The 15,976-nt window shown below is 67.0% G+C and carries 11 protein-coding genes; 7 read left to right on the top strand and 4 right to left on the bottom strand.

Annotation, left to right across the window (positions count from 1 at the left end):
- Positions 1 to 25: 25 nt before the first annotated feature.
- From LZ199_RS01490 to LZ199_RS01475, 4 genes are all read right to left on the bottom strand, one after another.
- Positions 26 to 1,522, bottom strand: a complete 1,497-nt coding sequence (locus LZ199_RS01490; RefSeq protein ID WP_253991827.1) for a pectin acetylesterase-family hydrolase — start codon at positions 1,520 to 1,522, stop codon at positions 26 to 28.
- A 137-nt stretch (positions 1,523 to 1,659) separates the two neighbouring features.
- A complete protein-coding gene (locus LZ199_RS01485) occupies positions 1,660 to 3,135 on the bottom strand; it encodes a hypothetical protein (protein ID WP_253991826.1) in 1,476 nt (491 codons plus the stop codon).
- A 144-nt stretch (positions 3,136 to 3,279) separates the two neighbouring features.
- Entirely contained in the window at positions 3,280 to 6,411 is a 3,132-nt protein-coding gene (locus tag LZ199_RS01480) for an efflux RND transporter permease subunit (RefSeq protein ID WP_253991825.1), read from the bottom strand.
- A gap of 12 nt (positions 6,412 to 6,423) precedes the next feature.
- The gene (locus tag LZ199_RS01475) at positions 6,424 to 7,617 is read right to left on the bottom strand and encodes an efflux RND transporter periplasmic adaptor subunit (protein WP_253991824.1); all 1,194 of its coding nucleotides are present in this window, start codon (positions 7,615 to 7,617) and stop codon (positions 6,424 to 6,426) included.
- Between the two features lie 436 nt (positions 7,618 to 8,053).
- Here LZ199_RS01475 and LZ199_RS01470 point away from each other — a divergent pair, with 436 nt between their 5' ends.
- The 7 genes from LZ199_RS01470 to LZ199_RS01440 all read left to right on the top strand — a co-directional run bounded on the left by LZ199_RS01470 (position 8,054) and on the right by LZ199_RS01440 (position 15,957).
- Positions 8,054 to 8,410, top strand: a complete 357-nt coding sequence (locus LZ199_RS01470) for a hypothetical protein (protein WP_253991823.1) — start codon at positions 8,054 to 8,056, stop codon at positions 8,408 to 8,410.
- A 316-nt stretch (positions 8,411 to 8,726) separates the two neighbouring features.
- Positions 8,727 to 10,898 carry a hypothetical protein gene (locus tag LZ199_RS01465; RefSeq protein WP_253991822.1) on the top strand — a complete coding sequence of 724 codons (2,172 nt, stop codon included), beginning with the start codon at positions 8,727 to 8,729 and terminating at the stop codon, positions 10,896 to 10,898.
- A gap of 183 nt (positions 10,899 to 11,081) precedes the next feature.
- A complete protein-coding gene (locus tag LZ199_RS01460) occupies positions 11,082 to 12,068 on the top strand; it encodes a hypothetical protein (protein WP_253991821.1) in 987 nt (328 codons plus the stop codon).
- Between the two features lie 244 nt (positions 12,069 to 12,312).
- Positions 12,313 to 13,641: a reverse transcriptase family protein gene (locus tag LZ199_RS01455; protein WP_253991820.1), complete on the top strand. Its 1,329-nt coding sequence runs from the start codon at positions 12,313 to 12,315 to the stop codon at positions 13,639 to 13,641.
- A gap of 393 nt (positions 13,642 to 14,034) precedes the next feature.
- Positions 14,035 to 14,595, top strand: coding sequence for a hypothetical protein (locus LZ199_RS01450; protein WP_253991819.1), 561 nt, complete (start codon positions 14,035 to 14,037; stop codon positions 14,593 to 14,595).
- 136 nt (positions 14,596 to 14,731) lie between these two features.
- A complete protein-coding gene (locus LZ199_RS01445) occupies positions 14,732 to 15,151 on the top strand; it encodes a hypothetical protein (RefSeq protein ID WP_253991818.1) in 420 nt (139 codons plus the stop codon).
- Positions 15,148 to 15,957, top strand: a complete 810-nt coding sequence (locus LZ199_RS01440; RefSeq protein WP_253991817.1) for a BUD32 family EKC/KEOPS complex subunit — start codon at positions 15,148 to 15,150, stop codon at positions 15,955 to 15,957. The genes LZ199_RS01445 and LZ199_RS01440 overlap by 4 nt, the downstream gene beginning before the upstream one ends.
- The last annotated feature ends 19 nt before the right edge of the window (positions 15,958 to 15,976 follow it).

Here is a 15,976-nt window from a genome sequence, read left to right as displayed (position 1 = left end):
GAAGTCCGGGTGCCCCTCGCGAGCCTCAGTCGCAGCCCGTGGCGTCGCGAGAGGGCACCCAGTTGCAATCGAAGGTGTGCACCTCTCCCGTGGCACGACCGCGCCCAGGCGCCGAGTTGAGCATCGTGTTCCAGAACCGCGAGAGCACCGAGTTGAGCGAGTGGGTGGGACCTGTCGGCGGGTCATTGCTGTAGAGCTGCGCCCCGTGCACGTTCGGTTCGACGGAGCCATTGGCACGGAGCACGACAGGGTCACTCGGCGCGTAGAGCCACTTCATGCGCGACGAGGCGTTCCTGCCGGTGACTCCCATGGCCCGGTTCATGGTCTGCACCCACTCGGTACGCGCCGCGCGCTCCGCCGGGGTATTCGTCGTGGAGAGATACGGCAGCCCGGCGTTCGACATGTAGAGCTGGTCCTGGCGGTTCTGCCAGACGAGCGTGGGCAGGTCGAAGCCCCCTTCCGACACGGGCGCGGTGATGATGTCGTAGAGCACCGGACCGCTGATGCACTCGTGCGGAGGATGCACGGGGTCCCCCGGCGTCCGCGCGGCCACACAGGACGGAGTGAGCGAAGACTTCCAGATGCCCGTCAGTTGCCCGAAGGCCTCCAGGCCCGAGCCAATCCCCAGCACGGGATAGTCCGGGTGAGTCCAATCGAGCGGCACGTACCCGGACCCCGGAAAGACAAGCAGCCGTCCCGCCTTCGCGGCCTTGGGGAGCCGTCCCACCACGCGATGCGTGTTGTTGAACGCGCCAAAGCCTCCCGCCGAGCCACCCCTCCACAACACGCGCAGCGGCTTGTTGTCATCCAGGCCATATCGCTCGACGAGCACGGCGAGCATCGCCTCCACGTTGTGCGCCCCCGTGAAGCGCCAATCCCGCCGCGTCCCCTTGTAGGTGATGTCGGGCGCATCCAGGGCCGTGCCCGTCCACAAGTCACTGGAGCAGTAATGGCCAAGCACATCGATGGCGCCACTGAAGTCGTCGGGGCTCGCGGGAGCGCTCTCCCGCAGCGCCCTGTCGGCGGGCAGGTTCACCGACGACACCAGGTCGATGCCCCGATTGCCGCAGCCCCCCAGCGGACTCTCGCTGTCGAACGCGCAGAAGCCCCCGCCTTCGAGGCGCAGCACCCACTGCGTCGGCAGGGCTCCACCTGGGGGCACCGGAGGGAAGGTGACCTCCAGGACGAACTCGTCGCCCAGGTTGCACCGGGCATCCGTCCAGCGGGCGTCACGAAGCGCCGGGCGCACCGTCTCCGTCAACCGTCGCGCCGGATTGCCAGCACGAGTGCACGCGGTGACGTTGTAGCCATTGCCCGAGGGCCGACAGGTGGCCGTCCCTCCAGCCCAGGAGGACGCGAGCGACGAGCAGGATACCGAGGCTCCAGGCACACACGCCGTCGCCACGGCTTCGAGCGACGGGTCCGTGACGCCCACCTCGGAGCCGGGCGCATGGCGAGGTTCCGCCTCACCACAGGCGGTACAGGTCAGGACAACGGGGAGCAGCAGGAGAAGAGAGCGCATTCCCTCTCAACCCACGACACTCAAGAAAGTCGCGCAGGCCCCGTTTCGATTCCCGATGCGAGCCCCCACGTACCGCCCCAGGCACCGCATAGGGGAACGCGCCGAATCACGCGTCCCCCACAACGAAGGTCATCCCACTACGGCGTCGTGAGGATGCCCGTGAAGGCCGTGGCGTTGGCGACCGGGAAGTCGGTGCGCAGGGGGTGGCGCGAGAGGTCCAGGTCACCCTGACGGAAAGCCCGCACACTCATGATGTACGACGCGCCAGGGATGAGCACTCCTGGAGGCAGTGTGACGTGAGATTGGACGGTACGAATCCTTGCGCCGAAGGCCGCGACGGTGCGCGTCCCCGACACGAAGAGCCGCCGGATGGAGACTTCATGCGCGGACGGCGTGCCGACGGCGGGAGCGGACCAGCTCAGCGTCGGCGTGAGGGAGGTCAACGACTGGTCCACTGAGGCCACGGCACCATCGATGCTCAGTCTCCGCACAGGCGTGAGGAGCGGAGCCAGGGGCCGGCCCACGACCTTCCGCAGGGGATTCGTGTACGACAGGCCTCCGCTCTGTCGCGTGGGCACGGTTCCCCCGAGCGCGAAGGTGACGCTGACGGGATAGAAGACCGACGCGACCGCTGGCCACTCCGGCGGGAAGGGATTGCCATAGCGAAGCGGGAGCGCGGGCGAGCCTTCGTGGAGGTCCGCGTCGAGCAGGTCCGGGATGCTGGAGAAGAAGCCAGGACCCTTTCCAGCGGGCAGCACACTCACCAAGAGCGCCGGCTGTCGTCCGGGAGTTCGCTCGGCCCGAGGATGCACATCCGCGAGTGCGGGCGCGAAGGCCGCCTCGTGGAACTCGTAGGAGAGCTGCTCCGTCTGGGCAACCTCCGTGAAACTTCCCTGCAAGAGAGTGGTCTGCCCCTCCGGCGTGGTGAAGGGAGCCGGAATGAAGACCTCCGTCAGCGACCGGGAGTCTCCCGTGGCGGAGGCCGACAGGTGGGTCAGCATCGCGGAATCGCCCTGGGCCGCATCCACCAGCAGGTTCTGCGAAGACCAGGCGAGGTTGAACGAGGCCTGGGCCAGCTCCGTGTCGCCCGCAGTCGGCGGGCCCTCGTCGAAGCCCGAATGCAAGTCGATGACGACCATCCCCGCGTTGGCGGAGATGAGCTGGAGCATGTCCCCTGGAAGCCACGGGCGCATCGCCGCCACGTCGAACACCAAGGGCGTGGAGAGGTCAGGAGTCCGCTGGCTCACGCGCCCGAGCTTGTGCTCGCTCAGGTCGAGTCGGCGCTCGACACTGGAGAACCAGGGCAGTTCATCCCCGACGCGAAGGGTATACGTGACGCCAGCAGGGACACTCGGAACGACGAAGGTTCCATCCGAGGCGCCCGCACCAGGGTAATAGTCGAAGCTGCCATCAAGGCGTTGGACCCAGGCCTCGATGGGAACCGATGACAGGTCCACGGGGACCTTCTGTCTGCCTTCGGACGTGAAATGAATGAGATTGCGGTGCCCCCGGATACCCACCGCTTCGCTCGCCTCATTCGTCGAGGCGGGTGCGGCGGTGGAGAGCAGGAACAAACCGGTGGCCAGGAGTGGCGAGTAACGAAAGGGAGACATGCTGCTCCTCTACGTGCTCAGGCCGGCCCCTGAAGGCGTCATCGACGTCAGGGCCAGAATGCCCTGACGTGAGTCTTTACGCAAAGCCCTACCCCCGACTGGAGCCCGCCACCAGGGACGGGCTCCAGCCAGGAAGAGTCAGGGTCAGCCAGCGGGCGGCGTGTCCGACGCGCGCTTGCGTCGGCTGAACACCCGCTGGACGACGACGAAGAACAGCGGCACGAAGAAGATGCCCAGCAGCGTGCCGACAATCATGCCTCCGAGCACGCCGGTGCCAATGGCCCGCTGCGCGCCCGAGCCCGCGCCGGACGCAATCGCCAACGGCGTCACGCCGAAGCCGAACGCCAGCGACGTCATCAGGATGGGCCGCAGACGTGAGCGCACCGCCGTCAGCGTCGCCTCAATCAACTCCATGCCCTTGTCCAGGTTCTCCTTGGCGAACTCGACGATGAGGATGGCGTTCTTGCTGGAGAGTCCCACCGTCGTCAGCATGGCGACCTGGAAGTACACGTCGCGGTCCATTCCCCGCAGCGCGCTTCCCAGCACCGTCCCCAGGATTCCCAGCGGCGCCACCAGCAACACGGCCGTGGGAATCGTCCAGCTCTCATACATCGCCGCCAGGCACAGGAAGACCAGCAGCAAGGAGAGCGTGTAGAGCAGCGGCGTCTGAGCACCCGCCGCGCGCTCCTGGTACGACTGCCCCGCCCACTCCAGGCCGAAGCCGGGAGGCAGCTGGGAGACGAGCCGCTCGACCTCGGCCATCGCCACGCCGGAGCTCACGCCCGGAGCGGCCTCGCCGTTGATCTCCATCGCCGACACGCCGTTGAAGCGCTCCAGTCGCGGAGAGCCGGAGCCCCAGCGCGAGCTGGCGAAGGCGGTGAAGGGAACCATCTCGCCCTTCAGGTTGCGCACCGACCAGCGGTTGAAGTCCTCGGGCACCATGCGGAACGGCGCGTCGGACTGGACGAACACCCGCTTGACGCGCCCCCGGTCGATGAAGTCGTCGATGTACTGACCACCCCACGCCACCGAGAGCGTGTTGTTGATTTCAGCCGTCGCCAGCCCCAGCGCGGAGGCCTTCGCGACATCCACGTCGATGCGGAACTGCGGCGTGTCGTCCTGACCGTTGGGACGCACGTTCGCAAGCAACCCGTTCTGCGCCGCCGCGCCCAGGAACTGATTGCGCGCGGCCGTCAGCGCCTCGTGGCCCTGGCCGCCGTTGTCCTTGAGGTAGAAGACGAAGCCCGCCGAGTTGCCCAGCTCCGACACCGCGGGCGGCGGGAAGGCGAACGCGAGCGCGTCCTGGATCTGCGACAGCGCCCCCATGCCCTTGCCCGCCACGGCGTTGACGCCGAGCTCGGGCGACTTCCGCTGGGACCAGTCCTTGAGGTTGATGAACGCGATGCCGGAGTTCTGGCCGCTGCCGCCAAAGCTGAAGCCCTGCACGCTGAACAGCGCGGCGACCGCGTCCTTCTGGTCCTCGAGGAAGTGCCGCTCCACCCGCTCAATCACCTTCATGGTGCGCTCCTGCGTCGCGCCCACGGGAGTCTGCACCAGCGCGAACAGGAAGCCCTGGTCCTCGGAGGGAAGGAAGGAGCTTGGCAGCCGCAGGAACAGCGCCACCATCGCCGCCACCATCACCACGAAGACGAGCATGAAGCGTTTGGTCCGGGAGAGGATTCCACGCACCACCCGCTGGTACCCCGCGTTGCTCTTGTCGAACCCGCGATTGAACGCGCCGAAGAACCCCGTCTCCTTCACGTGGTGTCCCTTGGCAATCGGCTTGAGCAACGTCGCGCAGAGCGCCGGGGTGAGGACGATGGCCACCAGCACGGAGAGCACCATGGACGTCACGATGGTCACCGAGAACTGCCGGTAGATGACGCCCGTGGCCCCTCCGAGGAACGCCATGGGAATGAAGACCGCGGAGAGCACGACGCCAATGCCCACCAGCGCGCTGGTGATCTGGTCCATCGACTTGCGGGTGGCCTCCACGGGAGACAACCCCTCCTCGCTCATCAGTCGCTCGACGTTCTCGACGACGACGATGGCGTCATCGACGAGCAGGCCAATCGCGAGCACCATCGCGAACATCGTCAACATGTTCGCCGAATAGCCCAGCGCCGTGAGCACGCCGATGGTGCCCAAAAGGACGACGGGCACGGCAATCGTCGGAATCAGCGTCGCGCGGAAGTTCTGGAGGAACAGGTACATCACCAGGAACACCAGGAGGATGGCCTCGAGCAGGGTCGAGATGACTCCCATGATGGCCACGCGCACGAACGGGGTGGTGTCGAACGGAATCACCGCCTTCATGCCCTTGGGCAGCGTCGGCTCCAGGTCCTTCAGGGCCGCGGCGACGCCCTGAGCCGTGTCCAGCGCGTTGGCCCCGGCGGCCAGCGACACCGCGATTCCGGTGGCGGGCTTGCCGTTGTAGCGGCTGATGATGCTGTAGTTCTCCGACCCCAGCTCCACCCGGGCCACGTCTCCGAGCCGGAGCACGGAGCCGTCGGCGTTGCCTCGCACGATGATGTCGCGGAACTGCTCCGGCGTCTGGAGCCGGTCCTGCGCCGTCACCGTGGCGTTCAACTGCTGGCCCGGCACCGACGGCGTCCCACCGAGCTGCCCCACCACGACCTGCTGGTTCTGGGCCCGGATGGCGCCGATGACGTCGTTCGGAGTCAGCGCGTAGGTGTCCAGCTTGTTCGGGTCCAGCCAGATGCGCATCGCGTACATCGTGCCGAACACCTGGGTGTTGCCCACGCCGGGGACGCGCGCGATGGGGTCCACCAGGTTCGTGGCGACGAAGTCCTGGATGTCGTCGCCGCCCATGCTGCCGTCCTCGGAGACGAAGGCAATCACCTGCAGGAAGCCCGAGGCGGCCTTGCTCACCGCGATGCCCTGCTGCTGCACCGTCTGCGGCAACAGCGGAATCGCGAGCTGCAGCTTGTTCTGCACCTGCACCTGCGCGATGTCCGGGTCGGTGCCGTTCTTGAACGTCAGGGTGACGGTCGCCGTGCCGTTCGACTCGCTGGTCGCCGACATGTAGAGCAACCCATCGAGTCCCTTCAGGCTCTGCTCGATGACCTGCGTGACGGAGTCCTCGATGGCCTTCGCGGAGGCACCGGGATAGATGGCCGCCACCGTCACGGTGGGCGGCGCGATGACGGGGTACTGCGCGATGGGGAGCTGGGTGATGGAGAGCGCGCCCGCCATCATGATGATGATCGCCAGGACCCAGGCGAAGATCGGACGGTCAATGAAGAATCGTGCCATGTGAAGTTCCCTTCACTCCTGCGTCTTCGCGGGAACCAGGGGGTCTGCTTCCCCTGGCTTGGCGACGGCGGGTGGGGCTTCCGTCGCCTGGACGGGCATCCCCGGCTGGATCTTCTGGAGGCCTTCGACAATCACCCGGTCACCCTCGACCAGACCGCTGTCGACGAGCCACCGGTCCCCCACCGTCCTGCTGGCCTGGACGACGCGAGGCTCGACCTTGCCGTCCTTGCCCACCACCAGCGCGGAGGCGTTGCCCTTCGCGTCCCGGGCGATGCCCTGCTGGGGAACAAGGATGCCCTGCTGGCGCAGGCCGTTGCCGACGAGCGCGCGCACGTACATGCCGGGCAGCAGCGACTGGTCGGGGTTGGGCACCGTCACGCGCAGCGCGAAGCTGCCGGTCCCCGGGTCCACCGTCACGTCGGAGAAGGTCAGCGAACCGGGATGCTCGTAGCGACTGCCGTCCTCCAGGAGGAGCGTCACCGGCGTGCTGTCGGTGTTCTTGAGCGTCCCGGCATTCAGCTCCCTGCGCAGCCGCAGCAGCTCGCTGCTGGACTGGGTCAGGTCGACGTAGAGCGGGTCCAGCTGTTGAACCACGGCGAGCGCCGTGGGCTGGTTGGCGGTGACGAGCGCGCCCTGCGTGACGGACGACTTGCCGATGCGCCCGGAGATGGGTGAGGTGATGCGGGCGTAGCCCAGCGTCACGTTCGCCCGCTGCAGCGCGGCCTGCGCGGCCTTGACGTCCGCCTCCGCCTGTCCCAGCGCGGCCACGGCCTTCTCGTTGTCGGCCGGGGTGACGGCCTCCAGCTTCAGCAGCTCAGCCGAGCGCCTGGCCGTCAGGGCGGCCGAGGTCAAGGTCGCCTGGGCACGCTCCAGCGCGGCCTTCGCGCTGCCGTAATCCGCGCGGTAGGTCGCGTCGTCAAGCTCGTAGAGCGGCTGCCCCTGCTTCACTACACCGCCCTCCGTGAAGAGCCGGCGCAGAACCAGGCCGTTGACCTGGGGGCGGACCTCCGCCACGAGAAAGGCACTGGTGCGACCCGGCAGCTCCCGGGTGAGGAGCACGGATTCCGCCTTCAGCGTGACGACGGTGACTTGAGATGGCCCGTAGGCCTCTTGAGGAGGGGCGGCTTTCTGGCAGGCGGCCAGAAGCGCGGCGCCGGACGACAGACCAACGAGCGCCAGCCGAAGCGAGCGCGAGCGAGACCACATGACAACCTCGGGAGCGGGGATGAAAACAGGGCGCCAGCCTTCGGCGCGGCCCTTCCTCTACCGAATGCACGAGTTCCCGCCACCAAAACCGCATGAGCATCGGAGTGAAGCCTCCCGGCGGAAAATCGCTGGACACCTACGAAAGTGCCCCCGGTAGTCTGACAGGCGCGGGTTTTCCAGATTGGACCTTGAGCGCTGCTCCTTGAAATGGTGCGGCTCCCGCTCAAGGAGTCGCGATGCCGCGCAGCCCGTCCCCCTCTCGTCGGAAGCAACCTCGCCAGCAGCGGGCACAGGCCACCTGCGACGCCCTCCTCACGGCCACGGCCCGCATCCTCATTCGTGACGGCTGCGAGGCCCCGAGCACCAACCGGATTGCCCAGGAGGCGGGGTCAGCATCGGCTCGCTCTACCAGTACTATCCGAACAAGGAGGGGTTGGTGTTCGCGGTGCTGGCGCTCTGCCACGCCGCAGTGGGGGCCTTGGGAGAAGCGGGATTGGTCGGGCGCGTCCTGGATGCCCCTCCCGTGCAACTGGCCATCGCGGACGTGGACTGGAATCGCCTGGGTGCGGCGCTCGTGCCCTGGAGTGGGGCCCGGCGCCTCGTCGGACTGCTGGAGACAGCGGAGCAAATCCCCGGCAACGAGCCTGGCGCGCTCGCGGGAATGGACGAGGACACCCGACGCGGGCTCATCACCCAGGCCCTCTGTCGAATCGTGGCGAGGGTCATGCGCACCCAGGAAGGCGCCCTCAATCCCACCCAACCCCTCCGCGCGCGCGCAGGTGGCGCGGAATAGTTTTCAATAGCGAACAGCCAGTTCACATCCACACACAGAACTCCTGTAGCCATTCACGTCACAAGCCCTCCGCCCAAACCCTCTCACGCACTTCCCCTGTAGCGCTTCGCGCTACAAACTCCCCAGACAAAACACCACATCACACTGAATAAACCTGAGTCCTCTCAAACCCGGCCTTTCCTTCACGGACAATCCCCATACACTTCAGGTGCGACTTGCGTGACGACCTGTCACGCCTGCTCGCGCGGGGGTGCCAATGGACAGGGATATCCGTCGTAGGCCGGGCGCGGTGTCTTTCGTGCTCTGTCTGACTGGGATGTTGACTCTCTTCACAGGCTGCACTGACAAGACGAAGGCAGAGGAGCGCTCCGAACCGGAGCGCCAGGACAAAGCAAACCCAGGCGGAGCCGCCGAGGATCCAGAGGCCGAACTCCAGCGTCTGGAAGAACTGCCCGAGGCGGAGACAAAGGAAGTCACCAACACCTTCATCCAGCGGACGAAATCGCCCACCGACCTCGAGGAGAACCTGGCGATTCATACGCGACTGCCGGCTCCCGCCAACGACAACCTCAAGGACAGTTTGATTCGGGTGATGGGAACGAGGGAGAGCCCCGTGGTGCTCTTCCGTTCCGACTTCCTCGAAGAGATGGGGGTGATTGCCAGGTCGCCGGGTACCGACTTCTTCACCTCGCTGTCCGTGTTTGACGAGGACAGGGAGCTCTCGCTGCGCTTCGAGAACGAGGAGGCCCTTGCCAAGGGCGTGTTTGGAGAGACGAGCGAGGACACCGTCGTGTTCGAGGGGCTGTCGCCCACGAAGCGAATCAAGGGGGAGCTGTTCAACAAGGAGCTCTTCCTCCAAGGCGACACCGTGGCCGGCATGCTGTGCTCCCGGACGCCGAGGTCCTCCTGGGCGGCCTGGGAGAAGTCCCTGCTCATCACCGCCGAAGAGGTCGTCGCGGATCCATTCCGTACCTGGAACGCCTGCACCCACTGGGGCACTCCCGGTGGGGCGTGGACGTTCGCCCATCTGATGAGGCAGATGGCGACCAACTCGAGCATGTCGCCGGAGCAGTTCACCCTGCGCTGGCTGGAGACCTGGCTCAACGAGCAGGTCATCAACGGAGACAAGGTGGCGGCCCGTACCTTCATCTTCTCCAGGGTCATTGAGCCCTGGGCCACCGCCAGTAATGCTTCCGCGACCCTGGTGACGGATGCCACCGGACGCCTGCGCGTCCTCTTGAGCGGAGCGCTCAATCTGGACATGGCTCCCCTCTCGCTGCGAGCCATCGTCAACAGGACGGACATGGGCCGCACGACGAAGGGCAAGTCCGGTTATGGCGGCACCACCACCGCCGAGCCGGTGGACGCCGGAGAGCTGCGGTTCGTCTTCGCCGTTCAGATGGGCCTGGGCACGACCTGGTGCTCCGAGACGGAGTTCACCGTCATCATCGAGTACGGCGTGCCTATCAATGGCTGTGGCCCGGTGGTGTCATGGGCTCGGAGCTGGCTGGACCTCAGCTCGTTCACGTCATTCGATGAGAACTATCTCAGCGCGCTGGAGAAGCTGACGAAGCGGGTGGTCACGGCAAACGTGGCACCCAAGAAGGGCAACAAGAGCGCCCTCAACCAACTGCGCACCAACGAGGTCTCCCTCCAGCCTCGATATGGCGGATGGGAGCTGCGGGAGTTCACCCTCTCGATAGAGAGGCCGGCGAGCAACACCGACATCCCGGCGAACGGACCGCTGCGTCCCCACACGGTGGCCCAGAGTCCCGATGACGACGTCTACGACGCGAACAGCAGTCCGGAGGTCGACGACTACGTGCGCAACGTGGTGCTGCCTACCGTGCCCTTCGGCTCCGGGCCCGCTCCCGGCCAGTGCTCCTCGAACTACACCGTGCCCTACCGTTACCTGGGCCAGGACTTCCGGGGTGGCAACTCGCTGGTGCCTCCTGACTTCTGGCGCGCCGTGAGCATCAACCCCTGGGACTCCCGGGAGCTCTGCGCGCGGCATGACTTCTCGCTCAACACCTGCCAGGGCTGCCACAGCAAGGACACGGCGACCGACTTCACCCACGTGAAGCCCACGGGTGGCATTCCCGCCGCGCTCTCCAGGTTCCTCACGGGTGGCGGGCCCGGCTGGTTCCTCTCCGTCCGCGATACGCAGTTCCCTGGCAGTGGCTACAGGTGGCGCTTCGCCGACCTGGACCGCCGCTGGCGCCGTCTCAACGAGCTGGCGCTGTGCACCTCTTGCGGAAAGGGCGCCGTGTTCGAGTCCAAGATTCTGGAAGAGATTGCCCGAGTCGCGGGCGGCGTGCTGCCCATCGACCCCGTGGGTCCAGTCGAAGAAGAGCCGCCGTTCAAGGCCGGCCCCATCAAGGACAGTGAAACCGCCCGGGCCGTGTTCGAACTGAGAAAGAACTTCGTCACCGACTTCCGTGACGAGACGCTGGACACGATTCGTCCCGCGGAGTCCATCACCCACTGACGTGAGCGTTCAGGGCGGGCGAGCTTCGACTTCACGGGGCTCGCCCTCCTCTGACGCCAGGCGCATCCACCAGGAGCAGGCGCCGATGCTCGCCGGGGGCCGTGATAGCGTTTGTTCACGGAGCCGACCCCGGGAGTGCCCATGTGGAGGAGCTGGAGTCTGCTGTCAGGAGGTCCGCGAACCATGGCGCTGACCCTTGCTTGTGCCCTCCTGGCGGGCTGCGGTGAGGAAGACCTTGCCCCCTCGGTCCGGCAGATCACCCGACATGTGGTCGCGCCCACCTGCGAGGACATGACGTTCTCGTACTTCCCGATGGAGGAGCTGACCGACTACGTTCCCACGTGCTTCCCTCCGTACTTCTACCAGCACGAGGGGTACTTCCTGGCGTCCACCCGGCAGGCCGTGCCTCGGCTGGAAAAGACGTGTGGCGCATTCCGCATCCTGTTCCTGTTCTTCGACACCGAAGCGCACCGGGACCTCCTGCTCCAGAACCCCACCTTCTCCGAGCAGACGAAGTCGCAAATCCAGACGGATGTCCGGTCCGCGTTGTCATGGGTCGTGCTCGGCTATGGCCCTCAGCAGGTGTTCAGTCATCGCGCCAGCCCTCCCCCGGTCACCTTCCTCTACGACGTGAAGGTCTCGCTTCAGGGGAGCTCGTCCTCGCTGGCCGACGAAGAGACGGCGGACTTCAAGAACTACGACGCCATCGTGTTCCTGGAGGCGCTCCCGGGAGACGCCGCGGGCTCCGGAGTCCTGCGATGGCCGGTCAACCACCCCATCTTCAGGACGGATGAGCCGCTCGTGTTGCGAATCAATCCGCGCGCCCTGAGCGCGGGCCTCTTCTACAACGAGTTGTTCCGACGCAACGTGCCAGTCTACCTGGCCCAGTACCACGTGGGCCCTCCGACGTTCGTGGAGGAGAACGGCATCCTCTACAACCGGACACCCATCACCAATCCCCGCAATGGCAGGGTGCTGAGCGGAGAGGACTTCCGCGTTCTCTCTGACATGCTCAACGGCTGGCATGACGTGGATGCGGATGGCATCCCTGAATGCCAGGACACGGAGATTGACGCACGTCCCGACAACGTGGACGCGGACTGGGTCCCGGACCTGCTCGATCCGGAGCTGGACCAGGACAACGGGCCGTTCGTCTGGACACGAGAGTGACGGTCGACAACGCGCTTCCAGCCCGGCGCCTGGACTTGTAGGGTGTCTTCGCCATGCGGCGGCTTGGAGACCCAGCGGGTAGACGGTCCGTGGTGACACGGTCGGCTGCCTCTCCGGGGTACCCCCGGGGAATGATTTCGAGGAGCACAGCCCCACGCGAGGCACGGACTGCGGCGAGCCGCAGGTCAGGCCACGCCAGACGGGACAGGTGGGCACCAGCCGCTGCATGGCGCCCGAGTCGACGATGAGCACCTGGAACGTGGTGGCGAAGGCGCTCGCGTCAGCCTTCCTCGCGGGGCCCTGGACGACTTCGGGACTCACCGAACGCGGAGCCGAGGCCATCGGGGGTCGGACTCCATGGCTCTCGTCGCTCGTGCGGAGCACCCTCAGGTTCTTCCCTCGGCCCCCGCGTGCGCGGCTGGAGTTGCTCTCGGAACTGCTGGCCACACGTCCCGTGCTGCGCCGCGCGTGCCGGAATCCCCAGGCTCCCGTGACCATCCGCCGCTGGTTCACCGCCGCGCCGGAGATGGGTCGCCAGCCGTGGCCCGTTCCGCCGCTTCCGACCCAGGCCGAGCTCGCGGGCTGGATTGGGGTGACGGACGCACAGCTCGGGTGGCTGGCGGATTCACGCGGACTCGAGCGGACCTCGGCGCCGGGGCGTTGGCGGCGCTACCGCTACACGTGGATTCCGAAGCGAAGGGGTGGAGAGCGGCTCCTGGAGCAACCCGGTCTGGAGCTCGCGCGGCTTCAGCGCAAGGTGCTCCACGGCATCCTGGATGTCATTGCGCCACACGACGCCGCGCATGGGTTCGTCGCGGGACGAGGCGTCCGCGGTTTCGCCGAACCCCACGTGGGACAGGCGGTCGTCGTGCGCGTGGACCTGGAGGACTTCTTCCTCTCCGTGAAGCCGGCGCGTATCTGGGGGGTGTTCCGGGGGGCCGGGTATCCCGACGAGGTGGCCGCGACACTCGCGGGGCTCTGCACGAACCGGACACCGAGCGCGGTGAGGGAACAGGCGCGTCGGACAGCCGACGGAGAGGAGCTCACCGCACGCTGGCGCCTGGCGCGGAGGCTGGAGGCCAGACACCTCGCACAGGGGGCGCCCACGTCGCCTGCCCTCGCCAATCTCGCCGCATACCGGCTTGATGTTCGACTGTCGGCGCTCGCCGCTGCACTGGGGGCTCGCTACACGCGCTACGCCGATGACCTGGCGTTCTCTGGAGGCGAGGCCCTGGCGAGGAGCACCGGTCGATTGCTGCGATGCGTGGCGCGAATCGTGCGCGAGGAGGGCTTCACGGTGCACACCGCGAAGACTCGCGTGATGCGACGGGGGCGACAGCAACGACTGGCGGGTGTCGTGGTCAACGAGCGTCCCTCCGTGCCCAGGGTGGACTACGACCGGCTGAAGGCCATCCTGCATCTGTGCCGCACGCGCGGGCCCGCGAGCCAGAACACCGAGCGCCATCCTGAGTTCCGCGCGCACCTGCTGGGCCGGGTGGCCTGGGTCACGCACCTCCATCCCATCCGCGGGGCCAGGCTGCGCGCTCTCTTTGACCAGATTGCGTGGGAGTGAGGACGCTCACCCGTTTTTGACCCACGACAAAGCATTGGCAATGGCGCAGAGGGCGAATTGAGTGGGCGTGAGGGCGCTCACTCGTTTTGGTCCGCGACAGAGCGCTGGGAATGGCGCAGCGGGCAAATCAAGTGGGCGTGAGAGCCCTCACCTGCGCTGGTCCGCGACAGAGCGCTGGGAATGGCGCAGCGGGCAAATCAAGTGGGTGTGAGCCCTCACCTGCGCTGGCCCGCGACGGAGCACAGGGAATGGCGCAGCGGGCAAACATGGAGACTGACTCCGGAGCAGGTCGTCAGCGAACCTCGGGGTGATCCTGGATTCTCCCGGGGCTTTGCCCCGAGAATCGCGCGCATCGACGCTCTTGGGGCGTCGCCGTGCTCCCGGCGGTCCGCCATGGCCAATGCAGCGTCCCAGCTCACCGTCCCCTCTACTCGCGTGCCCCTGGCGCGACTGCGCGACTCCGCGAATCTCCTGGCATCGCTCGCTCCAGGCGCGCTCTTCGTCGTGGCCCTGGCGCTGGTGTCGAACCAGCCGCGCTTCTCTTGGCTCGCCCAGCCCCTTCGCTACCCGTGGGAGCTCTGGATGATTGCGCTCGCCGGGACGACCGCGACCATCGCTGGCGTGGCGGACTGGCGCTACCACCGCGTGGCACAACTTCGGGTCGGGCCCAATGAACACCGCGCGGAGTTCCTCGCCCTCGCTGGCGGCGGCTTCCCGCTGTTCCTGCTGATGTGCGCCGCATCTGTGGCACACCGCCCTCTCGTGTTCCTGCTCCCCGTGCTCGTCGTCCTCATGGGGACGGTGGTCCTCATCTGCTACGACGAGTTCGTCTTTCACCGTCGACGGTGCGACCGCTGGGAGTCCTTGCTGCATCGAACCCTGCTCCTCGGCCATGCGACGGCGTTTCTCGCCTGGGCGCACTTCTGCTTCGTTCGTGAGCATCTTCATGGCTGAGCACCCGCGCTCCCCATGGCGGCGAGGCCTCGAGCTGCTGACGCGCGCGGCCCATCTCTACGATGCTCCGGGCTCGACACTCGCCAATGAAGCTCGGAGCGCATGGCGCGGGGGTTTCGCCAGCAGCGCGACGTGGATGGCCCACGCGCTCGCCCAGGTCCGAGGGCGCCCCGTCCTCACCGCACTGCCTCATGCGGGCCGCTGGGGCGCGCTCAAGTATGGCTGCGCACTCCTCGCGGCCCTTTGTAGCTGGGGACTCGCCGTGGGACTCGGCCTGCCGCACGTCATCGGCCTGGGGCTGGCGGTGCTCGCGTTCTATGCCGCCGAGGTCCAGGGCCTCTTCCTGTTCCCCCTGCTGCTGGATGGCGTCGAGCACCCCTGGCGCAGCGGGCGCGCGTTGCTGCGCCGAGCCGGTGGCACCCTTCACGCGGTGGGCACGGTGCTCATGCTGGCCGGCGTCATGCTGCTCGGTGGGCTTGTCGGTCGCGGCTGGGTCCGCTGTTGGTGCCTAGGCTGTCTCGCGGTGGTGCACTGGTACGAGGACCTGCGAGCGTGAGTCTCGCGGAGCTGTGGAGTCGGGGACTCGCCCTCGCGGTGGACACCGTGCGCGTCAACTCCGTGGCGCTGGAGGTCCGTCAGGACGTCTCGCTCTGGCACAAGCAGCGCCGACTCGGCATGTACGCGGTGATTGCCGCCGGCAACGTCTTCCTGCGCCTGTCTCGCAGCCACATCCGGATGTTTTCCTCCGCGAAGGCCTGGCGCGATTGGGAGCTGTCCACCTTCGCGCTCCTCCACCCGAGCCGCGCCGCCGAGGCACGCGGCCCACGCGCCGTCGCCCTGGAGGCACTTCCGGGTGAGCGCCTCGACCTCCTGCTCACGCAGGGACGACTGACGACGCCCATGGTGGAGGCAGCCGCGCGTGAGCTGCACCGGGCCCATGGCCTGACGACGCCCAACAGCTCGCATCCGTGGTCCCACGGCGATGCCCACCTGAAGAACGTCCTTTATGACGAAGCGGGACAGCGCGCCTGGCTCATCGACTTCGAGACCGAGCACGACACACACCTCTCCGCCGACGAGCGCCATGCCGATGACCTGCTCGTCTTCCTGCTCGACTTGAGAGGACGCGCGACTCGGGAACAGGCCGTCTCCCTCACCGCGGCCTTTCTGCACGCCTACTCCGAGTCTGGCGTGTTCAGGGCCCTGCAAGCCCGCCTGCGGCCACCTCGCGGACTGGAGCGAGTCCTCTGGAAGAGCCGCTCACACCAGCTTCCGGAGGCTCAGCTCCTCGAATGGCTGGAGCACCTCCGCCACGAGTTGACGCGGCTGGAGGCCTCCTCACACCGTCCCCTCGCGACATGAGCGATTGTCGCGTCGGTGC

The sequence above is a fragment of the Myxococcus qinghaiensis genome (genome assembly GCF_024198215.1).
Taxonomy (GTDB): Bacteria; Myxococcota; Myxococcia; order Myxococcales; family Myxococcaceae; genus Myxococcus; species Myxococcus qinghaiensis.
Note: the sequence above shows the minus strand (reverse complement) of the source record. Positions and strands in the feature narration are given on the sequence as shown.